We start from the raw sequence: 22,503 nt of genomic DNA, 5'->3' as shown, positions 1-22,503 counted from the left end.
AAGGAGCCGATCACAAGTTGAAAACAATTTATAAAAGCGAAGCTGGCAAAAAACGATTAGCAGAAAAATATGAACAGTACTTAGACATTCTTCCGTTTGACGTCGAACGAGAGTATGTTGATACAACTTTTGGAAAGACACATGTCCTGCTCGCCGGCCCGCAAGAAGCGAAGCCTATTTTTGTATTTCAAGGCGGCAATTGCATTAATCCTATGACACTTTCATGGTTTTCTCAATTAGCAGAAAACTATCGAATTTATGCACCTGACACGATCGGTCATCCGGGCTTTAGTGAAGAGAAACGCATTTCTGCAACGGATGAAAGTTTTGCACAGTGGATTGAAGAATTAATGCATTACTACCAGATTCCAAAATGTGCGTTTGTAGGTCCGTCTTATGGTGGTGGAATTATTCTACGATTAGCAACATTTTTACCAGAAAAAATCGAATGTGCTGTCCTGGTAGCACCCGCTGGCATTAAACTTGGTTCTAAAATGAAAATGATTAAAGATATCTTATTGCCTCTTATGCGATTTAAAGTTAGCTCCTCTCAAAAAAGTCTTCAAACTATAGCAGACAATATGTCTAATAGCAGTATGAAAGATATTGATAGAGATATAATTGGAGATGTCTTGAAATATGTAAAATTAGAACAAAATATGCCCAAATTAACGGATGAAAATGAATTAAAAGACTATAAAGCACCTACATTAGTAATAGCAGGTAAAAGGGATGTCTATTTTCCGGAAAAACAATTGCGAAACAGGGCGCAAACCATCATTCCAAATTTAATCGATTTTAAAAGTTATGATATGGGGCATTTTCCTTCAGAGGAGTATTTAATCAAAATAAATCAGGAAATTTCTGATTTTCTTGAAGCCTATTATCACAACACTCAACGTCTGTAAAATCCCACTACTTAAAAGTCTGACTTTATAAAAGCAGATGGCATTAATAAGGTTGAGTAATGGGAACAGGTTCACATTCAAAATATTGTTTAGATTGGAGGGGGCATTATTGTATTCCGACTTAAAGAATCAGCTGAAAGAACTAGAGCGCAGTCACATCCGTTTAGATGTTCGCCAAGATACTAGAAAACTAGATGAAATACTTTCCGATGATTTTTTTGAAATAGGCAGTTCAGGTAATACTTGCAATAAAGAGGATTGTCTGAAAAGTGGCGTTATACTAACAGAAATGTCTCTGCATGATTATCAAATTAACCTGTTAGCTCATGATGTAATATTAATATTAGCTACTTATTATTTAGTTGATAAAACAAGAAATCGAAATACACTCCGCAGTTCCATTTGGAAACACATAAATGGTAGATGGCAGCTTTACTTTCATCAAGGCACCAAAACGGAACTGCAGTTAATAGAGTTTCGTCATAATATAAATAATTCGTAGACACAGTGAAAGGAGAAATACAGTGAATACTAAAGATCTTATTTTAAAACAATTTCAAGCCTGCCACCGTACCGATACTTGGTTTGTATCTTTACAAACGGCTTTAGAGGGCTTAAATAGGCAACAAGCAAAAGCTAAGGATCAAAGTGCTACCAACTCTATTTTTGAAATCGCACATCACCTCTATTTTTACAATCGAATAGAATTACAACGATTTAAAGGAATAAATAATGAACATAATATAACGGATAATAGAACTACGTTTCATAATGAACAGGAATTGAGTTGGGATCGATTAGTAAGCGAATTGTTGCAAACGATGAAAGAATGGGAAGCGGAGATAGAGCATAGTAATAGTGAATCGATAGAACAATTCTATGAAAACCTAACATATATAAATCTACATAATGCATACCATATTGGGCAAATCGTGCATATACGTAAACATCATCATAATTGGGATGAAAAGGTAGGTGTAAACTATACTACTTAATACTTAAGGACGCTCCTCTCTAAAATCGTCAATGCTATTATTTAAAGAAGTATGTCAGTGAATTTACTGATATAAAATCTCCCTTCATCACAGTGTAACCATCCGTGATACCCTACTTGAAGTCTCACTTTAAAATAAGGTGGTGACTATATGGAAAACCAAGAGTTATCAAAAATGCTTATGAAATTGTTAGATGAGAAGTTAAGACCATTGGATGATCGTTTGCAAAGACTTGAAGGTGGGCAGCAAGTTATTATAGACACAATAGAGAGTGTATCCAAAAAGGTTGCTTGCAGAGCATGATATTATAAAAAAATTAACAAATTAGGTGTAGGATGGAATATAAAATATTTCATCCTTTATTATTTAAGACGAAAACATAAAAGTCACCTTCACTTCTAACTCTGGAAAAATGGATCTTGCTCACTGTATTCTATAGATAATACGAAGTAAGTTATCAGTCCGCTAACTTACTGATAACTCTCACTTTATGCTAAAATAGAGTAGAAGCTAGAGAAAGTAGGTGTTTTCTTTGTTGCGATTTTTAATCGGAAGTGCAACTGTTAATAAAAGCGAACAGTGCTTACAGGAAATGAGACAGGAATTGAAGCAGAACCCCCAGGGTCCTCCCATTATATATTTAGTCCCAGATCAAATGACATTTCAGCAGGAATATGCTTTATTAAATGATCCTGAGGTAAGTGGATCGATCCGTGGACAAGTCTATAGTTTTTCCAGAATGGCATGGCGAGTGATGCAGCTAACGGGCGGGGCAACAAAGAAATTTATTACGTCCACTGGTATGCAGATGATGCTCCGTAAAATTGTCGAAGAGCGAACCGATGAGTGGAAGGTATTTCAAAAAGCTGTTGAAAAACAAGGGTTTATTGAACAGTTAGAAGATATGATTACCGAATTCAAGCGTTATTGTGTAACACCAGAGTCGATCTCGTTACAGTTACAAGAGATGGACAAGTTTAAACACAAAACAATTGGCGAAAAAGCCTTAGAAAATAAATTAGATGACTTATTGTATATTTATCAACATTTATCAGAAACATTAGCTGGTCATTATATGGATAGTGAGGACCAATTACAGCAATTAGCAGAAAAATTGGAGACCACTGATTATTTAAAAGATACAACCGTCTACATAGATGGCTTTCATCACTTTACACCACAAGAATTATTAGTAATTGAAGCAATGCTGAAAAAAGCAAAGCAGGTGACGGTTACCTTAACGGTGGATGATCTCGATGGGCAAGAGATGGACCCATTGGATCTTTTTTATCAGACAAAAGAAACCTATCAGCAGTTAAAACAATTAGCAGATCAAGCGATGATTCAAACAGAAGTAGTGACTTTAGAACCTAATCAGGATTCGGAACAAGCTTTTATTCATTTAGATCAACATTTTGATAGTCGTCCTGTAAAGAGTTATCTAGAAAACGCACCTGTTCAAATTGCCGAAGCGGTTCATCCCCGTGCAGAAGTAGAAGGAACGGCGCAGGAGATTGTAAAACTTGTACGGGATCACGGTTATCGGTATCGTGACTTAGCGATTTTGATTCGAGAACCGGATGTGTACCACGACTTAATTACGACAGTATTTCAGGATTATCAGATTCCGATTTTTGTTGATGAAAAACGGACCATGCTTAACCATCCCTTGATTGAAACGATTCGTTCATTATTAGATGTAGTAGAAGGAAATTGGCGCTATGATGCGGTATTCCGTTTGCTGAAAGCAGGATTTCTTCCACAGGGAGAAGGTGAAGATAAGTTAGACCAGGAAGCAATTGATGAATTGGAGAATTATGTTTTAGAGTATGGTGTTCGTGGGCGAAGTAGATGGTTAACTGATAAACCATGGATTTTTCAGCGTTTTAAAGGTTTTGACCAATCTGCACAGACGGATCGTGAATTAGCGACGCAAAAGCGAATCAATGCTTACCGAGAACAAGTAAGCAGCTCGTTGGCAACGATTGATCAGCAATTAAGAGAATTACCAACGATTAAAGAAAAAACGGTGGCTTTGTTTGAGTGGTTAGAGTCAATCGATGCGCCTCAACATCTGGAAGAGATGCGTGACGCTTATGATCAGGAAGGTCGAGTGGAAAAGGGACGTGAACAAGACCAGGTATGGGATGCCGTAATCCAGCTATTTGAAGAAGTAACAGAGGTAGCTGGTGAAGAAGAAATGGAGTTAAACAATTTCCGTAATGTCCTGGAATCAGGTTTTGACTCTTTACGCTTTTCACACGTTCCGCCAAGTATTGACCATGTTGTCGTAGGTTCGATTGACCGTTCAAGAATGCATGGGATAAAGAGTGCCTTTTTGTTAGGTGTCAATGAAGGAACTTGGCCAATGAAGCCTGGTGGAGATGGACTGATTTCAGAGGAAGAAAGGTCATTATTGCAAACACATGGACTGCAATTAGCAGAAGGAAGTAAGCGTCAATTGTTAGATGATTGGTTTTACGTTTATTTAGCTTTTACCTTGCCGGCGGATTACTTGTGGGTGAGTTATCCAATCAGTAATGAAGAAGGGAAACAAAAGGTCGCTTCTTCGTTGATTAAACGATTAGAAGAGCTATTCCCGACGCAAGAACAGCGCTTGTTTTTGCAAGATCCAGAAGAAATGAAAGAGGCCGCACGTTTTGTGACGACCCCAAATAAAACAAGAGGAGCTTTAACCGCACAATTAGCCCGGAAGTTGAGAGGCTATCCGATAGATGATATCTGGGAACATGTCTTGAATTGGTACATTGAAAAATCGGACAACCAGTACGTTCATCAAAATGTGTTAAAAAGTTTATTTTATCAAAATAGACCAACAGATTTAGCGAATGAGACGGTAGAGGCCTTGTATCCAAACGAAATTAATGCAAGTGTATCAAGGTTAGAAATGTATCATCGCTGTTCCTATCAGCATTTTGCAAGATATAGCTTAGGATTGGAAGAACGGCCAACCTATAAATTGGACGCACCGGATATTGGACAACTTTTTCATGAAGCATTAAAGCAAATCACCGAGTGGATTCAGCGTGATGGTCGCCAGTTTGCGGATGTCTTTGACCAGGAAGCAAGGAAATATGCCAATCGAGCGGTTGGTGAACTGGCTCCTGTGTTGCAACATCAGATTTTGCATAGTTCGAATCGTTATCAATATATTCAAAGAAAGCTAGAGCATGTCATCGCACGAGCGACATTTGTCTTAAGTGAACAAGCAAGGAAAACCAATTTTTCACCAGTGGGCTTAGAAGTTGGATTTGGTTATCCAAATCAGTTAGATCCATTAAAGGTAGAATTACCGAATGACCATACGCTCCTATTACGCGGGCGTATTGATCGGGTTGATCAGGCAATCGACAATGACCAATTATTTTTGCGAATCATTGATTATAAATCAAGCTCCAGAGGCTTAAATCTGACAGAGGTTTATTATGGACTTGCTTTACAAATGTTGGCATATTTAGATGTGGTCTTATCCAATGCGGAAAACTGGCTAGGGCACCCGGCCTCACCAGCAGGCGTTCTCTATTTCCATGTTCATAATCCGATGGTGTCAGCGAGTGACTTTTTAACAGAAGATAAAATTGAACAGGAAATATTTAAAAAGTTCAAAATGAAAGGCTTGCTAGTGGACGAAGAAGATGTCGTTCGGATGATGGATACGTCACTTGAGTCGGGTAGAAGTAATATCATTCCGGCTGGTTTTAGTAAGAGTGGTTCGTTCTATAAAGGTTCAGCGGTTGCTGAACGTGAGGTCTTTGGTGAATTACAAGGCTATATCCACCAATTGATGGAGAATGCAGGTTTAGCGATTACTGAAGGGAAAGTCGATCTTAATCCATTCCAGCAGCAACAGCAAACAGCGTGTACTTTTTGTTCGTATCGATCGGTATGTCAGTTCGATCCGACATTAGCAGAAAACAATTATCGTAAGTTACAAGAGATGAAAGATGAAGAAGTAATTGAGGCAATCAAGCGGGGTGAAGGATAATGCCGCAATGGACAAAAGAACAAGAGGATGCAATTTACCAGTCTGGCAAAAATATATTAGTCGCAGCTGCAGCAGGTTCCGGTAAAACGGCGGTACTTGTCGAACGGATCATCCAGAAGCTAGTCAATAAAGAGCATCCAATTGATATTGACACATTACTAGTCGTAACATTCACGAATGCAGCGGCACAGGAAATGCGTAATCGAGTTGGTGAGGCGCTAGAGGAAGCATTGGCAAATAATCCCACCTCTACTCATTTAAAAAAACAAATATCATTACTGCAAAATGCTTCCATTTCAACGCTGCATGCCTTTTGCATGGACTTAGTGCGAAAGTATGCGTATCAAATTGATATTGATCCAAGCTTTCGAATCGCGGATGGTATTGAAGCGGATTTGATTCGCCAAGATGTATTGGAGCAGCTTTTTGAAGAATGGTATGGTGAAGAAGATGAAGAGGAACAGGCATTATTTTTCTCTGTTGTCGATCGTTTCTCCAATGACCGTAATGATTTAGAGGTAGAATCGCTTATTTTAAAAATGTATGAGTTTTCGATCCAGCATCCAAATCCGGATTATTGGTTAGAACAAATGGCGAGCATTTATCAAGTTGATAGAGATAGAGACGAAAAGGATATACCATGGCTACGCTTGTTGAAAGAAGAAGTAGTAGACCAGTTAGATATTATGGAAAAATTAACGGAAGAAGCATTAGATGTTACGCGGGAAAGTGATGGTCCGTATCATTACGCAGAAGCACTCGATCTTGATAAAGAATTGATCCAGCAAGCAAAAGGTGCGATCCAAATCTCCTGGGAAGAAGCGCGTACTATTTTTGCAGGGGCGAAATTTAAAGCTTTATCCCGTAAGAAGGTAGAATGCTCAGAAGAAAAGAAAGAACAAGTGAAGGAACTAAGAGATCAGGTTAAAAAGCGTTGGGGCAATATTGCCAAAGATTGGTTTACAAGAAGTTTAGCTAATCATCTTGAAGATATGCAGGAACTCCATCCAACGATCAACCAATTGACGAAAATGATTAAGCAGTTTAAAGCAGGGTATCAAGAGGCGAAAAAAGATAAAGGTTTAGTTGATTTTGCCGATTTAGAGCATTTTGCTTTAGATATTTTATTGGAAAACAAAGAAACGCAAACAGCATCATCGGTCGCTTTAGACTTACAGAATAAGTTCACCGAAGTGATGGTCGATGAGTATCAGGATACAAATATTGTTCAGGAAACCATTCTATCTCTAGTGTCGAATCAGCAAGGTGAAGGAAATATGTTTATGGTAGGGGACGTTAAGCAAAGTATTTATCGCTTCCGTCATGCAGAACCTTCCTTGTTTATTGAGAAATATAAACGTTTTTCCTTAGAAGAGGATCCAGGTTACCGGATCGATTTAGCACGAAATTTCCGTAGCCGTGAACAAGTATTAACGGCTGCCAATTATATTTTTAGACAATTATTCGATCAAAAAGTCGGAGATATTGATTATGATAAAGATGCAGAATTAATCTATGGCAATAAGGATTATGAGCAGGTACCTTTTCCAGATATTGATACAGAACTACTGATTATTGATCAGGAAACGCAAGAACATGATCAGCCGGAAGAAGAGTTCGAACAAGAAGAAGATTTAGAAAAAGCACAATTAGAAGCAAGAGCCTATGCCACGAAAATTCGAAGCTGGATTGCAGAAACGGAAATCATGGATAAGAAGACGGGTCAGCCGAGAAAAGTGGAATACAGAGACATCGTGATTTTATTACGTTCGATGACATGGGCACCAACGATTATGGAGGAATTTAAGAAACAGGGGATACCTGTGTATGCGGAGCTTTCGACTGGTTATTTAGCAGCGATTGAAATCCAGGTAATGATTAGTCTATTAAAAGTAATCGATAATCCGAGGCAGGATATTCCGCTTGCATCCGTACTGAAATCACCAATCGTTGGGTTAGATGAAGATAAATTGGCACAAATTCGTTTAGCCAAAAAAGGTGCGAGCTACTATGAAGCATTAAAAGAATATTTGAAAACAAATAACGAAGAAACTTTACAACGCTTTTTCGATCAGTTAAAACGTTGGCGAAGAGAAGCAAGACAAGGTGCCTTATCGACGTTGATCTGGGAAGTATACCAGGAAACAGGTTATTACGATTTTGTTGGTGGAATTCCTGGCGGGCGTCAACGGCAAGCAAACTTAAGGGCACTATATGACCGGGCTAAAAGCTATGAATCTACATCTTTTAGAGGTTTATTCCGATTCCTGCGTTTTATTGAAAGAATGGAAGAGAAAGGTGACGATTTAGGTGCAGCAAAAGCATTAGGGGAACAAGAAGATGTCGTAAGAATTATGACGATCCATAAAAGTAAAGGACTTGAGTTCCCATTAGTGATTGTAGGAGCAATGGACAAACAATTTAACCAGCAAGATTTAAAAGCGAAATACTTATTGCACAAGGAATTAGGTTTTGCCACTAAATACATTGATCCAGTCAAACGAATTATGTATCCTACATTGATTTATCACGGCATCAAAAAAGAAATGCAACGCGAAATGTTAGCAGAGGAAATGCGTGTCCTGTACGTGGCGCTAACACGTGCAAAAGAAAAAGTGGTATTAGTCGGTACGGTTCGTTCCTTAGAGAAAAAGAAGAAAAAATGGGCCAATATTACAGCTCATCAGGATTGGGTATTACCTTCCTATTATCGCTTAGAATCGTTATCTTATTTAGATTGGGTCGGTGCCAGCTTGGTTCGTCATCAAAAAGGTGATGTGTTACGTGATCAGGATGTAGCAGCTCCAGAAGCAATCACAGACGATGTTTCGGTTTGGAAAGTGGAGCGTGTCCATCAAGGGGATTATCAGACGATTGATGAAAGTAATCGCGAGCAAATCGAGGAATTGGAACAAGCGATTCACCAGTGGCGAGGTTTACAATTAGAGGATGACGCTTTGAAGGAAAAAGTGGATCAACATTTAGAATTTCAGTACCCATACCAAGATTCGATTCATTTTCGGGCGAAACAAACGGTTACCGAAATGAAACGTCAGCATGAAGTCAAAGATAGTTATAGTGACCAGCAGATTATTGAACCATTTCGAGCACCGATTAGAAAACGGCCACGCTTTATGCAAACAGAACAGAAATTAACACGTGCGGAAATTGGTACTGCGATGCATACTGTCATGCAGCATCTTCCGTTAGCTGAAGAATGGAATGAAATCAAACTAACAGAATTCATTTCAAAATTGGAAGCACAGGAAATAATCACAACAGATGAAGCAGCAGTAATCGATACAGAAGCAATTCTTGCCTTTTTCGAAACAGAAATTGGCAAGCAAGTAGTTGAAGCGGAACATGTGGAAAGAGAGATTCCGTTTAGTTTAACATTGCCTGCTGGAGAAGTTTATCCGAATTGGCAAGAAGAGGAACAGGAACGTATCTTTCTGCAAGGTGTGATTGACTGTGTGATTCAGACGGATGAAGGTTGGATATTATTAGATTATAAAACCGATCAGATTCAAGAAGAGATCTCATCACAAACGGAAGAAAAATTAAAAAATCGTTATCAAATTCAAATCGATTTGTATGCAAAAGCATTAGAGCAAATTTGGAAGCAACCTGTCGTTGAAAAATATTTATACTTCTTTGACAAAGGGTTATTAGTGAAAGCATAGCATAGAATAAGTGACAAAAATATCTAATCCAAACGACTTCGAACAGCTGTCGTTTGGATTTATACATATTAGGAGGAAAGTGCGACATAACTCTAGTGGTAATTTTGAAAGGGTATATGTTTGTGGTAATCGCTTCGGCTTGCCCACTTCCCTTTTACCACGGGCACAAGTGCAACATCTACTCAAGCAAGCTTTCGTAGTGTTTTCTATGCAGTGGGGATTTCCATTCAGCTAACTTTTCCAAGCAAAAACCGCATGGAAAAGTGGATCTTCATGGAAAACGATCACACAGGAGTGGAAGTGGCCGCCTACGCTGAATGAAGTTCTACAAAGATTACAAGTGTTAGCATTTTGGATTGTTACAGATATGATCGCATTCTGTTAATAATGATAAGTAATCTAAGAACTAATTCATAGTCGATATTGAATAAAGCCAACATTTTTATTCTTACTTTAGTTGTAAAGCATTAAAAAGCGCAGGCGTCCGCTTCCACTCCTGCGGGAAGTTTTTATCCGAAGATCCACTTTTTAAGCGCACTTTGCTTAAAAAGTTAGCTGAGGAGAAAAACCCGCGGAAAGGGAAGCGGACAAGCCGGAGCGATTGCAAAGCACATGCAACATCTCATAATTACCTCTAGGTTTTGTCGCACTTTCCTTTTATTGCGCAAAAAATATTATGACCTGAAGTTGAAATACTATTATGCTCCAGTTTTTAAGCATTCCCGCCAATTACTTGGTCTACGGCGTCTGGATCAATGGTATTGGTGATATTAAACCCGGTATTGGTATTAGAAAAATCCCCATTATTATTTGCACCTGCGCCTGATGCCGTTTTAGAAGCGCTTTTTGGTGACAAATAAAAACTATCGCCAAAGTTAATGACACCACCGCCAACACTATTTATTTTAATTGGGCCAACAATCGAAGGCATGTATACTCACACCCTTTCTTTATTCTCAGATCGAATGATTCGAATATGTTTTTGTCTAGCTAACGATTGAATGCAGTTTGTACTACCTAATTGGACGATAGAAGAAGATGAAATTGCTGTCACATCAATAATTGGAATCGATATGTCATGCTGATGATGACAATGAACTCCTTCAACCGCTTCGGGATTTGGAAAATGCTTTACTGTACTATCAAATATCGGATATCGTTCTAATTCAAATCCTTTATCTGAATCTGTCCCACCTTCTTTTTGGACAGCAAGTGCATCCAGTTTTGATTCAATTTGTTTAGCATCTCCGATCTGCAACAGCGAACTGTACGATAAGCTACTAACTTTAATATCTTTTACTTTAGTCGTTCGGAATTTCATTGCTATCCTCGCTAGCATTACTCACGGCACCAATGCCGACAATATATGATTCTGGAGGTGTATCGAATAAGGCAGCAAGGTTAATTTCATGGCTATCCCCAACAAGAAAAAGCGAGGAACCAGAGACACCAATAATGGAGACATGCCCCACTCCTAAATTCCAGTTATGAACTTGATAATGCATCGTTATTTACTCCTTTTTCATCGTATAAGCGTCCCTAATCCCCTAAACAAAAATCCTTGAAATTAATTAAGAAGCTAGTAGAGGGGATCGACGCTAACTTCTTGATAAGTCTCACTTTTTATGATTCTCGAACCATTTTCGTAATCCTAATTGTAATTCATTTTTGACGTTCGATAAGATATGATCTTGAAGCTGATCAAGTGGTACGTTGGCTTGTTGGTAATAAGCAATACGGCTTGAAAGCTGTTTTTTTAAGTCATCTAGCAATGTTTTACGATAAGCAGGTTCTAATGGATAGTTATAATGTTGCTCTAATTGTTCCATGTAAGCAGGGATTTCCTGTTCAATATGTTGATTCAATGTTTGATGAAGAGCGGACTGCATTTGAGGAGGAGAAGTTCCTGGTACAGAAAATTCATCGATATTACTTAAATCTTCAGGTGTTACCCCAATATGCAGCGTTCCATCTAAACGTTCAATTTTTAACTGATCAAAATGATATTCTAATTTTTCAATCGTTGTTTTTGGTGAAGAATGTTGTTCCAATTGGTGAATACGTTTCTCTAAGGAGTTAATCTGCTCATTCAATTGCTGGATATGTTGCTGTAGTTGGTAGATATAAAAATTCATCATTTGATAATCCAATGTTTATCACTCCTTTGAGACCATCATTTTAAAAAGGTGATAAGGGTACCATCGGTTCTGGAATTTCTTGTGGTGTGGCTTCTTCTGCTGTCGATTGGTAACCTCCTGTATTGTATAGCTGAGAAAGTGCCTGCATTTTCCCAGTGCTTCCTATTTGTAGAACAGAGGAGTTGTTAATACTCCCTACTTTTAAAAAATGGACATAAATCGATTGATTAACGGTAATATGCATAAAATCACCTACTATAATCCAGAAATATTTTGGTCAAATTGATCATCATCGACCATCGTTGTTTGAGCATTTTCTAAATGGACACGAATTCCGTCACCGGTATTAAATGATCCCCCACCAGCAAACGTTTTGGCTTGGGTATAGGGTTGAATTTTATAGACATCTCCAATATGAAATATGCTAGAAGAGCCAATGTTAATCACTTTTACTGCCCCTACAATAGCTGGCATACGCATCATCCTAACAGTCATTAAGCTCAAAATTATTAAATATTACATCATCTGTATATGTATTTTATGATTGAATCACCAGTTTGTGAAACGGAACGGCTATATTTTCAAATATTACTAGTTTCCTCCAAGCAGATAAGATAAAATATATATATAAAGAACTCAACTTTCGCAGCTAGAAAAAAGCATTAAATATAACTAGCTGTAAAGCATGTCACTGTTTAAATATGGTCATTGACAATCGAAATAGGTATAAAAAAACACCTCAACTTTTGGTATAGTGTAATTGACTAGAAAACACTACCAATACAGAAGAGGTGTCTCCTATATGATAGCGAATAATGACCAAAATAATCAACTACCAAATGAACTTTCTTCCATCTTTAAAGAATTAAACGTGTATAAGCATCTTAGAAAAGCTGGTATTACAAAGTCTGTCGGCTTTACTTGTGCCTATCTTTTTCAATTGATTTTTTGTTTGATCTTTGAAAATAAGAACTGGTATCAAGTACTTCAAAGTAACAAAGCGAATGATTGTCCAGAGAAGAATGCCGTCTATCGCTTTTTAAACAAATCTACCTTTGCTTGGAGAAGGTTTTTATTATTTCTAAGCGCTCATACCATTGGAAAAGTAACCAACTTAACGCGTCATGATCGCCCCAAAGTATTGATTGTAGATGATTCTTCGTATGATCGTAACCGCAGTAAATCGGTTGAATTATTAGCTCGCTGTTTTGACCATGCATCCCAAAAAATGCGCTTTTATAAAGGGTTTCGTATGCTTACGCTTGGTTGGTCAGATGGTGCCACATTCATTCCAGTGGACTTTTCTTTATTAAGCTCGAAGAAAAGCCAAATTAATGGCATATCATCAAAAGTTGATAAACGTAGTTCCGGTTATAAACGCAGAGTAGAAGCATTACAAACCGCACCTGAGCAAATACCAGGTATGGTGGAACGCGCGATGAATGCCGGTATCGATGCTTCCTATGTGCTGATGGACTCTTGGTTCACGTATCAGCCTCTCGTTAAGGAGATAAAAGAGCAAGGACTCGATGTCATTGGCATGGTAAAGAACTTGAAACAGCGTTACCTTGTGAATGGCCAACGTGTAAGCTTAAAGGAACTATATCGTTTTGCGAAACCAACAGATGGAAAGAAAGGCATTCTTCGTTCGATTCATACCACACAAGCGAATGGCGTTCCTATTAAAGTTGTCTTTGTTCGTAATCGAAATAAAAAGAGTGAATGGTTAGCTATTCTAAGCACCGATTGTACACTTAGTGATCAAGAAATCATTCGTATTTATGGGATGCGATGGGACATTGAAGTTTTTTTCAAAACAACAAAATCTCTCTTAAAACTTCAAAAAGAGTTCCAAAGTCGTTCGTATGACGGCTTAATTAGTCATACGACCATCGTATTCACACGATATATTGTTCTCTCGTGGCAAAACCGATGTAGCACAGACGAGCGAACACTTGGCGGCATGTTTTATGAATTATGTGATGAAGTTAGTGATCTCGATTGGGCTGTGGCACTTCAGCAGTTGATCGAGCTTCTTGAAGATGCCTTGAAAATGAGCAACAAAAAGGTACAAAAATTAATCAAAAGTCAAGTCCAACAATGGATTGCAGGCTTACCCAGCTATATCAGGGCTTACCTGCCTATTTCAGTGTGCGAAAGTTGAGTAAAGAATATTTAGGAGAGTGACGAATTAATGAATCAAGCAGCACCATTAACAGATGCTAAACGATTGCCATGGATTGATACGGCAAGAGGATTTGCAATATTGGGTATATTCTTAGTGAACTTACCATCGTTTCATGGACCATATTTTCTATACGGTAGTCCAAATAATTATTGGGGAACTGAAGAACCAGGCATATGGCAAGCAATACTTGATATATTCTTTCAAGCGAGTTTCTACACATTATTTTCTTTTTTGTTTGGCTTCGGCATGCAAGTTATTTTAGAAAATTTAAAGGCTAGAGAAGTAGCCTCTCCTCGAAAAGTAGCAGTTCGTCGTTCAATATTCTTAATTATTTTTGGTTTAATCCATGGTTTGTTGATCTGGTATGGTGATATTTTATTTACATATGGGATCATTGCATTATTGTTACTGTTATTTGTGAAAAGCAAAAATGTTACATTGTTTATCTGGAGCTTATGCTTATTATTGATTCCTAACTTACTATTTACAGGCCTTTTATACATGGCTAGTCTATTTGAAGATATTGGTAATTTTGCAAATACGGCTGCTATTGAGGCTTCCTATCAACATTACGGAAATGGGACATGGAAAGAGATATTAGCCCAGAATGTGAATGATTGGTTATATAGTAATAGCTTGTTAAATTTTATTTTTGTGATCTTTAATATATTACCAATGTTTTTAATTGGGATGATCTTTGCAAGAAAGAAATGGTTACATAATGTACAGGAACATCATAAAACATTACATAAAATCTGGATTATCTCATTTCTTCTTTTTCTTCTATTTAAAGCGGGGCCATATCTGTTTGGTAATCCATTTTGGTTCTCTATGCTTCAGGATGCGATAGGTGGAAGTGCTTCCGCAATATTTTATGTGTTAACTATTACGTTTCTCTATCCCAAATTGACAGGTTGGTTCCAACTAATTGGTTCTGTAGGAAAAATGGCATTTACAAATTATATTTTGCAATCGATTATAGGAGTCTTCATTTTCTATTCGATCGGGCTCGGACTTTATGGGCAGTTATCCCCTTTCCCAACCCTTTTAATAGGTATTATTGTATTTGCTATTCAAATTGTGCTAAGCCATCTTTGGTTACAAAAGTTCAAAAGGGGACCACTGGAATGGATGTGGAGAAGTCTAATCTATAAGAAGAAATTGCCTAACAAAAGAGAGTATGTAGATTGAAAGTAAGCAAGTCTTACATTATGACAATTGAGTGAAGACGATGTTATCAAATGAAATTATAATCAATACATGATATGATACCTTTATCGTGGTCTGAAATCGTGACGGAGATTGAAAACACTAACGAATACTATATTGAATACAATGGGGGTAAAGAAAAATGACACATTTACACATTACTGCATGGGTGCTAGCGTTAATTTTATTATTTGTATCACATGCATTTTACAAAAAAGGTAACAAAGCCGGAAAAATTCTACATATGATTTTGCGCCTTGATTATTTATTAATTCTTTATTCTGGTGGAGATCTTTTTGCAGAATCCTTAGCTGTTAATTCACCAATCTTTGAAGTTATTATAAAAGGTGTTGCGGGAGTCTGGGTAATAGCTGCCATGGAAATGATTTTAGTGAAAACGTCTAAATCAAAACCAGCTAAAAATTTTTGGATTCAGTTAGTAATTGCTTTAGTGATCGCACTAGTACTAGGTTTTGGGCGACTTCCACTTAGTGTATAGTTATTTTCATAAATGAACTGAAGCCTATCCATTTGAGAGGATAGGCTTCAGTTTTTTTGCCATTATTCTAATTAAGTGCATCTTGTTCATTTTTCGATAGTTCCTGCATATAGTAGTAAGAGTGACTTGACAAGAGAAAGGTGTGTCGATACTGTATGTGCGGGATTACAGGATGGATTGATTTTACGCGTAATGTAGAACAAGAAAAAAAGCAAATTAAACAAATGACAGAAGCATTAAAACATCGAGGGCCGGATGCAACTGGTTATTATAATGAAACACACATTGGCTTTGGACATCAACGTCTCATTGTTGTCGATCCTGCAGGTGGAAAACAACCAATGCAACATCAACAATACGTCCTAGTATATAATGGTGAGCTATACAATACAGAAGATATCCGAAAAGCATTAGTAAAAGAAGGATGGCAATTTAATTCGCATTCTGACACAGAAGTTCTTTTAAAAAGTTATATTGCTTGGGGAGAAAAGCATATTGAAAAATTAAATGGTATCTTTGCTTATGCGATATGGGATGCCCAAAAACAACAGCTATTTCTTGGACGTGATCGCTTAGGAGTAAAACCTCTATTTTTCAAAGAACATCAAGATGGACTATTATTTGGCTCCGAAATCAAAGCTATTTTAGCCCATAATGAGGTAAATCCTGTTTTGAAAGAAGAAGGATTATCAGAAATATTTGCACTTGGCCCTTCAAGAACACCCGGACATGGCGTATTTGATCAAATCAACGAATTGCGTGCAGGACATGTCGGGCTATTTGATAGAGATGGATGGAAAACACGGAGATATTGGAATGTCGAAAGTAAAACACATCAGGATTCCGTAGAAGAGACAGCTGAAAAGGTTCGAGCATTACTGATAGATGCAGTCGAAAGACAGTTGGTCTCAGACGTTCCGTTAGGCACTTTTTTATCAGGTGGTGTTGATTCAAGTGCGATTACTGCAATTGCAACCAATTACTTGAAAAACAACCAAAAAGACGCATTACAAACTTTCTCAATAGATTACGAAGAGAATGATAAATATTTCAAAAAATCAAGCTTTCAGCCAAATCAAGATAAAGAGTTTATTAAAAAAATGGTCTCAGCCTTCGATACGCAACATCATTCGTTTGTAATGGATAACCATACATTAGCAGAGCTATTGACAGATGCAGTGCGTTATCGAGATTTACCTGGTATGGCGGATGTAGACTCTTCCTTATTATGGTTCTGTCAACAAACAAAGCAACAGGTTACGGTTGCTTTATCAGGAGAGTGTGCAGACGAAATTTTTGGAGGCTATCCATGGTTTTATCGAGAAGATGATTTAAATCGAGAAGGCTTTCCTTGGATTCGATCTTCCGAAGTCCGTCAAGGATTATTACGTGGCGAAATGAGTAAAAAGTTAGATTTAGCAGGATATGCAAAAAATAGATATCATGCAACGATTCAGGAAACTCCTTTATTGGACGGAGAAGATGCAGCAGCAACGGCAAGAAGGCAAATGTTTTACTTGAATATGCACTGGTTTATGCCAACATTGTTGGATCGTAAAGATCGTATGAGTATGGGGGCTAGTTTTGAGGCACGTGTGCCATTTAGTGACCATTTATTAGTGGAATATGTTTGGAATATTCCCTGGGAAATAAAAACACATGGAAATCGGGAAAAAGGTATTTTACGAAAAGCATTAGAAGACATTTTGCCGAACGAAGTCTTGTACCGGAAAAAAAGTCCATATCCTAAAACACACCACCCTGTATACACTCGATTTGTGACGGAGTGGATGGACAACATTCTAAACGATAAAGACGCACGACTATTTGATATATTGGATCGTTCCTTAGTGAGAGACTTGGTAAATCAAAAAGCTGCCAATATTCAGAACCCGTGGTTTGGCCAATTAATGACAGGACCACAGCTTCTTGCCCATTTAGCCCAAATTGATTATTGGCTAAAAGAATATAATATAAAAATTGATATCTGAGGAAATACCAGCTCAAAATGGACGAAAGTAGTGACCGTTATGAAAAAAGTTTTCGTTAGCTTGTTGCTTTTTTTACTAATTAGTTTATCCATTTCTATATTTTTAGTTGAATGGGAATATGATTTTGTCACGATGGAAGGGCGCATGTACCAAGTTACGGAGGAAAGATTGCCAGAAATCGATATAGAGGCATCAATCGGTCAGGTAACGGCAATTGCAAATCAAACGGATAATTATCAGGAAAATATATCGAACCGTTATCCAATAGGTACCACCTATTACAAAATAAGTAGAGTGCCTGTGGAGGATGCGATCAGTATAAAAGATAATGGGAGCTATTTAAAAGCTATTTATCAAAAAAGTGTTTTCTTTTATTGGAAAAATCTATTCCCTTATGTAATTCCAATTATATTTTTAGGTGTATTAATCGTATTATATAGGTTTAGAGTGAATATTAAGAAAGCATATTTAAATTCTCTATCTTAAAAAGGATAGGGATTTTTCTTTTTAATCATACTGATGCTATCTTTATGGATTCGTCACAAAAATTTCATACTAATTTGCAATGCAGGTATTTGACAATTATTCGATGTCTAGGATAATAGAAGACGAATATGTTTAAGAAAAGGAGATAATTATGCATTACATAAGAAAAGGAATTCCTTTGATTCTGTTATTACTTTTCATACTTCCAACAGTAAACGTGATGGCAGAAGAGCAAATAAATGAGAGAATCTATTATATTTTGGTAGATCGATATGTGAATGGAAATAATGAAAATGATATTGAGATAGATATTGAAAATGATGAGGCATACCATGGCGGGGATTTGCAAGGGATTACAGAAAAGATTCCAAGCCTAAATGAACTAGGTATTTCAACCATTAATCTTAGTCCGATTATGGTCGCTAAGTCATATCATGGATTTGATCCAATCGAGCATCAGAGTGTAGATCCACAATTTGGAGATATAGCAGATTTACAACAATTAGTTACACAAGCACATGAAATTGAGATGAAAGTAATCATGGATTTTCCCTTAACTAATGTGGCACAAGCTCATAATTGGGCGGATCAAGGAACGGATTGGGTGATGGAGCCTACTAAAAATCAATTAGGACAAGAGTTGCCAGCTCTCGATTTGAATAATCAAGAAGTGCAACAATATTTTTTGGAAACAGTTGTATATTGGATGAAGACTGCAAATATTGATGGATTTCATTTTTACGTCAATGAACAGACACCTAATGACTTTATCGAACAGCTTCGTCAACGTGTGCAGTCTGAAAATGAACAAGCAGTTGTTATTTTAGATGGAAACGAAAGTATGGATGGGATGCAGCATGCTTTTCAAAAACAAGCCGTTGATGTCTTAAAACAGCCTGGTGAATCTTTAGAAACTTTGATAAACACTGAAAATACCGGAGTACATTACATGGAATCAGTATTAACTCCACGATTTTCACATGAGAGTGTGCAGGCAGGATTTAATCCGGTAACAAGGTGGAAGTTAGCGTCTACACTTTTATATACATTACCAGGAGCACCCTTTGTTTATCAAGGTGTCGAAGTGCCAATGGACAATGGAGTAGCAGAGCCAGATCATCGAATGGCTGACCTCAATAAAGAGGATGAGGAACTTGTTCAACATTTAGAGAAGTTAGCAGAAATTCGTGAAAGTTCGACTGCACTAAAGCAGGGAGATATGGAATTAATAGCACAAGCAGGAGCAATGACGGTTTATAAAAGAAGTGACCAAAATCAAACGATGTATGTTGCGATTAATAATGATATAGAAACAAAAGTCGCTAGTTTAGAAGAAATAGGGGAAGACATGCAGTTGAGAGGTTTGTTAGAGGATAATATTGTTCGAGTACAAAATGATGGCACACATAAAATTATTCTAGAACGTGAAACAAGTAATATCTTTATCTTAGAAGAGGATACTGGTTTCAATTGGTTCTTTATTTCGATGGTTGTTGTTATATTAGGGGGCTTCATTGCTTTTATTGTGGCAGTAGGAGTGAAAAATAGAAAAATGCGGAATGAAAAGGATTAAAAAAAGCATCGAGCATAGTTGCTCGTTGCTTTTTTTGTACCTTAGCAGGAATAAATAGCTTTTTTACTAAAAAAGAGGTGAATACCAAGCTTTTCTAATACTAAAATCTTAGGATTCTTTTTTTACAAAGGCTTTTCGTACCCAGATTTTAGACCGCCATCTTCTAAGCATCAAAATACCTCGTAACCATTCGTCCGCAATAAAAGCGATCCATACACCAAACAAGCCTAATTCTAAGAAAATACCGAAGAACCAAGCAAATGTCACACTAATTCCCCACATTGATGCAATCCCAATAAAGACAGGAAATTTAACATCACCAGCCGCTCTTAAGGAATTAATGACTACTAAGTTAAATGCTCGCCCTGGTTCTAAAATAATGGTGATGAGTAATAAGAACATTCCTTTTTCAATAATGGTAGGATCATCTGTAAAAATACCAAGTAATGTCGAACTAAAGCTATAAAAGACAATCGCCATGATGGTACCTATCAAAATCGCAATTTTTAGACTCTTTATACATCTTTTATAGGCCTTTTCAATATCTCCGGCACCAATCATATGGCCAATTATAATTTGTGTACCTTGTCCGATTGCAATCGAAAATAATAGAATGAACATCATCAGATTCTGGACATATACTTTTGTGGTAATTGCTAAAGTGCCCATCTGTGCAATAAAATAAGTAATCGCCATTTGACTTGTGTTATAGGATAGCTGTTCCCCAGCAGAGGGCACACCAATTTGTAACAAATCCTGGACATGGGCTTTTTTATATCGGAAGAAAGAATTAAATGACAATTGTCGATTGCTGCGCCATACTAATATAAAAATGAGAATAATAAAACCGATAAATCGACTAAACATCGTTACATATGCTACACCTTCTACACCTAAAATGGGTAAGCCGAATGGGCCGAAAATAACAAAATAGTTACCAATCACATTAAGAATATTCATGCCAATCGTGACATACATCGTATCTTTGGTGAATCCATAACTGCGCAAGATTGCAGAAACAGTCATGATCAATGCTTGAACAAAAATGAAACCCCCCACAATATTCATATAGGTAGAGGCTTCTCCCATTAGTTCTTTTGGTAAGTCCATTAGGTTTAATATAAAATCGCTGAATACAAATAATAGTATACTTAACGCCAAGGAGAACCAAAGATTTAAACTTATCGAGGTAACGGCAATTTCTCCTGCGGTTTTCGACTGCTCAGCACCTAAATTTTGTGCCACAAGGATGGATGCGCCTGCTGCCACAAAACCAAACATGACAATCACCACTGATATTACTTGGTTTGACACCCCTACCGCTGCCACCGAATGATCGGAGTATTGGCTAAGCATCAACGTATCTGCATTTCCCATTAACATATGCAATAAAATTTCTATAAATATAGGCCAAGTTAAGGTGAATAAACTTAACTTTTTCGTATCTGTCTGTTTCATTGAGATCCTTCTCCCAAAATAATTAGTATCTGTAAAAATAATACTTTACACCAAATTTATGAAAAAGGAAACGGGGAATTGAAAGAAAAAGTGAAAATGTAATAGAATACTTTGAAACCAATCATTGGCTTAGATCGTAAGTTGGAGTATAACTTAATGGAAAAGGAGCTTCCTTCATGTATCAAAACCAAGAAACGTTATGTCCAAAGTGCGGTAGCAGCGATTTAGGTAAAGGTAAACAAAACGGATATGCAGCATTGCATCCGGTTAATAAAATGAGTTTTGGATCAGATATCGAATATATTATTTGTACAAAATGTGGTTATATTATTGAAGGTTATGTAAAGAAACCTGAAAAGTTTAAAGGAACGATGTATTAACAAAAAACAGAAGAAATGCAAAAATGTAAATAACGCATTCTCCTGCTTAATATAACTGTGTAAATTAAATTATTTGTCCACCATTGACATGAATGGTCTGTCCTGTCACATAACTGGCATCATTACTCGCTAGATAAACATATGCTGGGGCGACTTCACTTGACTCGCCTGGTCGGCCCATTTCCGTATCAGATCCGAAAGTAGCAACTTGATTTTCATCAAAACTGGCAGGAATAAGCGGTGTCCAAATGGGCCCAGGTGCCACACTGTTTACTCGGATTCCTTGTGAAACTACTGCTTTTGCGAGTGATTTAGTAAATGTTGTAATGGCACCTTTCGTACTTGAATAATCAATTAGGTTTTCACTACCTTTATAGGCGGTGATCGACGATGTATTAATGATAGCACTTCCTTGTTTTAAATGGGGAAGCGCAGCACGGGTTAAATAAAAATAAGAAAAAATGTTAACGCGGAATGTTCGTTCTAATTGATCATCAGTAATTTTTAAGAAATCCTGTTGTGGATATTGGACCGCGGCATTGTTAACCAAAATATCTAGTTTAGCGTGTTCAGCAAGTACTTTTTCTACCACCTCGTTACAAAAGGTACTATCAGATATATCACCTCTAAATAAACTGCAGGAAACTCCTTCTGTTTCTACCATCTTTTTTGTATCATTGGCATCTTGATCTTCATCCAAGTAAATAATGGCAATATGTGCTCCTTCTTTTGCAAAATGAATTGCAACTGAACGACCAATACCGCTATCACCACCTGAAATGATGGCAACCTTGTCTTTTAATTTATTGCTTCCCTGATAATTGAGGTTCGTACAGGCAGGGAGAGGATTCATTTTGTATTCAAATCCTGGTTGACGATCCTGATGTTGCTTCGGTAACACTTCTTTTTGTTTATTTGCCAATGGAAACACTCCTCTTAAGCTTTTATTAGTAGTGTCTCAATTAATAATAAGTACATACATAAAAAAG

The 22,503-nt window shown here is 37.2% G+C and carries 21 protein-coding genes; 13 read left to right on the top strand and 8 right to left on the bottom strand.

What is annotated here, in order from left to right; all coding sequences use genetic code 11:
• The first annotated feature begins 17 nt into the window (after window positions 1–17).
• The 6 genes from BN3107_RS13555 (at window position 18) to addA (ending at window position 9,592) form a co-directional block, all read left to right on the top strand.
• Window positions 18–908, top strand: a complete 891-nt coding sequence (locus tag BN3107_RS13555) for an alpha/beta fold hydrolase (protein ID WP_058308182.1) — start codon at window positions 18–20, stop codon at window positions 906–908.
• A 109-nt stretch (window positions 909–1,017) separates the two neighbouring features.
• Complete coding sequence (locus BN3107_RS13550) at window positions 1,018–1,410, top strand: nuclear transport factor 2 family protein (RefSeq protein ID WP_058308181.1); 393 nt, start codon at window positions 1,018–1,020, stop codon at window positions 1,408–1,410.
• Window positions 1,411–1,432: 22 nt separating this feature from the next.
• Window positions 1,433–1,903 (top strand): DinB family protein, encoded by a 471-nt coding sequence (locus tag BN3107_RS13545; RefSeq protein ID WP_058308180.1) that lies wholly within the window; start codon window positions 1,433–1,435, stop codon window positions 1,901–1,903.
• Window positions 1,904–2,053: 150 nt separating this feature from the next.
• Window positions 2,054–2,206 carry a hypothetical protein gene (locus BN3107_RS19845; RefSeq protein ID WP_156416118.1) on the top strand — a complete coding sequence of 51 codons (153 nt, stop codon included), beginning with the start codon at window positions 2,054–2,056 and terminating at the stop codon, window positions 2,204–2,206.
• A gap of 229 nt (window positions 2,207–2,435) precedes the next feature.
• Window positions 2,436–5,909 (top strand): helicase-exonuclease AddAB subunit AddB, encoded by a 3,474-nt coding sequence (addB, locus tag BN3107_RS13540; RefSeq protein ID WP_058308179.1) that lies wholly within the window; start codon window positions 2,436–2,438, stop codon window positions 5,907–5,909.
• Entirely contained in the window at window positions 5,909–9,592 is a 3,684-nt protein-coding gene (gene addA, locus BN3107_RS13535) for a helicase-exonuclease AddAB subunit AddA (RefSeq protein WP_058308178.1), read from the top strand. Before addB ends, addA begins: the two co-directional genes overlap by 1 nt.
• A 712-nt stretch (window positions 9,593–10,304) precedes the next feature.
• Here addA and BN3107_RS13530 read toward each other — a convergent pair.
• The 6 genes from BN3107_RS13530 to BN3107_RS13505 all read right to left on the bottom strand — a co-directional run bounded on the left by BN3107_RS13530 (window position 10,305) and on the right by BN3107_RS13505 (window position 12,204).
• A complete protein-coding gene (locus tag BN3107_RS13530; protein ID WP_058308177.1) occupies window positions 10,305–10,523 on the bottom strand; it encodes a spore germination protein in 219 nt (72 codons plus the stop codon).
• A 6-nt stretch (window positions 10,524–10,529) separates the two neighbouring features.
• A complete protein-coding gene (locus tag BN3107_RS13525; protein ID WP_082631311.1) occupies window positions 10,530–10,931 on the bottom strand; it encodes a spore germination protein GerPE in 402 nt (133 codons plus the stop codon).
• Window positions 10,894–11,097 carry a hypothetical protein gene (locus BN3107_RS13520; RefSeq protein WP_058308175.1) on the bottom strand — a complete coding sequence of 68 codons (204 nt, stop codon included), beginning with the start codon at window positions 11,095–11,097 and terminating at the stop codon, window positions 10,894–10,896. Before BN3107_RS13520 ends, BN3107_RS13525 begins: the two co-directional genes overlap by 38 nt.
• Window positions 11,098–11,208: 111 nt before the next feature.
• Window positions 11,209–11,742, bottom strand: coding sequence for a spore germination protein GerPC (gerPC, locus tag BN3107_RS13515; RefSeq protein WP_082631310.1), 534 nt, complete (start codon window positions 11,740–11,742; stop codon window positions 11,209–11,211).
• 28 nt (window positions 11,743–11,770) lie between these two features.
• Window positions 11,771–11,974, bottom strand: coding sequence for a spore germination protein GerPB (locus BN3107_RS13510; protein ID WP_058308174.1), 204 nt, complete (start codon window positions 11,972–11,974; stop codon window positions 11,771–11,773).
• An 11-nt stretch (window positions 11,975–11,985) separates the two neighbouring features.
• The gene (locus BN3107_RS13505; RefSeq protein WP_058308173.1) at window positions 11,986–12,204 is read right to left on the bottom strand and encodes a spore germination protein; all 219 of its coding nucleotides are present in this window, start codon (window positions 12,202–12,204) and stop codon (window positions 11,986–11,988) included.
• Between the two features lie 328 nt (window positions 12,205–12,532).
• Between BN3107_RS13505 and BN3107_RS13500 the strand changes: the two genes are divergently transcribed.
• The 6 genes from BN3107_RS13500 (at window position 12,533) to BN3107_RS13475 (ending at window position 19,676) form a co-directional block, all read left to right on the top strand.
• Complete coding sequence (locus BN3107_RS13500) at window positions 12,533–13,894, top strand: IS4 family transposase (protein WP_058306262.1); 1,362 nt, start codon at window positions 12,533–12,535, stop codon at window positions 13,892–13,894.
• A 30-nt stretch (window positions 13,895–13,924) separates the two neighbouring features.
• The gene (locus BN3107_RS13495; RefSeq protein ID WP_058308172.1) at window positions 13,925–15,109 is read left to right on the top strand and encodes a DUF418 domain-containing protein; all 1,185 of its coding nucleotides are present in this window, start codon (window positions 13,925–13,927) and stop codon (window positions 15,107–15,109) included.
• Between the two features lie 160 nt (window positions 15,110–15,269).
• Window positions 15,270–15,626: a YisL family protein gene (locus tag BN3107_RS13490; protein ID WP_058308171.1), complete on the top strand. Its 357-nt coding sequence runs from the start codon at window positions 15,270–15,272 to the stop codon at window positions 15,624–15,626.
• A gap of 155 nt (window positions 15,627–15,781) precedes the next feature.
• Window positions 15,782–17,617 carry an asparagine synthase (glutamine-hydrolyzing) gene (gene asnB / locus BN3107_RS13485; protein ID WP_058308170.1) on the top strand — a complete coding sequence of 612 codons (1,836 nt, stop codon included), beginning with the start codon at window positions 15,782–15,784 and terminating at the stop codon, window positions 17,615–17,617.
• A gap of 39 nt (window positions 17,618–17,656) precedes the next feature.
• Window positions 17,657–18,103, top strand: a complete 447-nt coding sequence (locus BN3107_RS13480) for a hypothetical protein (protein WP_058308169.1) — start codon at window positions 17,657–17,659, stop codon at window positions 18,101–18,103.
• A gap of 151 nt (window positions 18,104–18,254) precedes the next feature.
• Window positions 18,255–19,676, top strand: coding sequence for an alpha-amylase family glycosyl hydrolase (locus tag BN3107_RS13475; RefSeq protein ID WP_058308168.1), 1,422 nt, complete (start codon window positions 18,255–18,257; stop codon window positions 19,674–19,676).
• Window positions 19,677–19,784: 108 nt separating this feature from the next.
• Here the strand turns inward: BN3107_RS13475 and BN3107_RS13470 are convergent, their stop codons facing one another.
• Window positions 19,785–21,134, bottom strand: coding sequence for an MATE family efflux transporter (locus tag BN3107_RS13470; RefSeq protein WP_058308167.1), 1,350 nt, complete (start codon window positions 21,132–21,134; stop codon window positions 19,785–19,787).
• A 176-nt stretch (window positions 21,135–21,310) separates the two neighbouring features.
• Between BN3107_RS13470 and BN3107_RS13465 the strand changes: the two genes are divergently transcribed.
• Window positions 21,311–21,514 carry a hypothetical protein gene (locus tag BN3107_RS13465; RefSeq protein ID WP_058308166.1) on the top strand — a complete coding sequence of 68 codons (204 nt, stop codon included), beginning with the start codon at window positions 21,311–21,313 and terminating at the stop codon, window positions 21,512–21,514.
• A gap of 64 nt (window positions 21,515–21,578) precedes the next feature.
• On the opposite strand, the gene BN3107_RS13460 is transcribed toward BN3107_RS13465, so the two are convergent.
• Window positions 21,579–22,436: an SDR family oxidoreductase gene (locus BN3107_RS13460; protein ID WP_058308165.1), complete on the bottom strand. Its 858-nt coding sequence runs from the start codon at window positions 22,434–22,436 to the stop codon at window positions 21,579–21,581.
• Window positions 22,437–22,503: the final 67 nt, after the last annotated feature.

Origin of the sequence: Gracilibacillus massiliensis (genome assembly GCF_001458115.1) — a bacterium.
GTDB classification, from domain to species: Bacteria; Bacillota; Bacilli; order Bacillales; family Amphibacillaceae; genus Gracilibacillus; species Gracilibacillus massiliensis.
Note: the sequence above shows the minus strand (reverse complement) of the source record. Positions and strands in the feature narration are given on the sequence as shown.

Bases quoted from the DNA above. Each gene is read 5' to 3' on its own strand.
- BN3107_RS19845 (WP_156416118.1), top strand. From the start codon at position 2,054: ATGGAAAACCAAGAGTTATCAAAAATGCTTATGAAATTGTTAGATGAG.
- addA (WP_058308178.1), top strand. From the start codon at position 5,909: ATGCCGCAATGGACAAAAGAACAAGAGGATGCAATTTACCAGTCTGGC.
- BN3107_RS13530 (WP_058308177.1), bottom strand. From the start codon at position 10,523: ATGCCTTCGATTGTTGGCCCAATTAAAATAAATAGTGTTGGCGGTGGT.
- BN3107_RS13525 (WP_082631311.1), bottom strand. From the start codon at position 10,931: ATGCTAGCGAGGATAGCAATGAAATTCCGAACGACTAAAGTAAAAGAT.
- BN3107_RS13520 (WP_058308175.1), bottom strand. From the start codon at position 11,097: ATGCATTATCAAGTTCATAACTGGAATTTAGGAGTGGGGCATGTCTCC.
- BN3107_RS13510 (WP_058308174.1), bottom strand. From the start codon at position 11,974: ATGCATATTACCGTTAATCAATCGATTTATGTCCATTTTTTAAAAGTA.
- BN3107_RS13505 (WP_058308173.1), bottom strand. From the start codon at position 12,204: ATGCCAGCTATTGTAGGGGCAGTAAAAGTGATTAACATTGGCTCTTCT.
- BN3107_RS13500 (WP_058306262.1), top strand. From the start codon at position 12,533: ATGATAGCGAATAATGACCAAAATAATCAACTACCAAATGAACTTTCT.
- BN3107_RS13495 (WP_058308172.1), top strand. From the start codon at position 13,925: ATGAATCAAGCAGCACCATTAACAGATGCTAAACGATTGCCATGGATT.
- BN3107_RS13490 (WP_058308171.1), top strand. From the start codon at position 15,270: ATGACACATTTACACATTACTGCATGGGTGCTAGCGTTAATTTTATTA.
- asnB (WP_058308170.1), top strand. From the start codon at position 15,782: ATGTGCGGGATTACAGGATGGATTGATTTTACGCGTAATGTAGAACAA.
- BN3107_RS13480 (WP_058308169.1), top strand. From the start codon at position 17,657: ATGAAAAAAGTTTTCGTTAGCTTGTTGCTTTTTTTACTAATTAGTTTA.
- BN3107_RS13475 (WP_058308168.1), top strand. From the start codon at position 18,255: ATGCATTACATAAGAAAAGGAATTCCTTTGATTCTGTTATTACTTTTC.
- BN3107_RS13470 (WP_058308167.1), bottom strand. From the start codon at position 21,134: ATGAAACAGACAGATACGAAAAAGTTAAGTTTATTCACCTTAACTTGG.
- BN3107_RS13465 (WP_058308166.1), top strand. From the start codon at position 21,311: ATGTATCAAAACCAAGAAACGTTATGTCCAAAGTGCGGTAGCAGCGAT.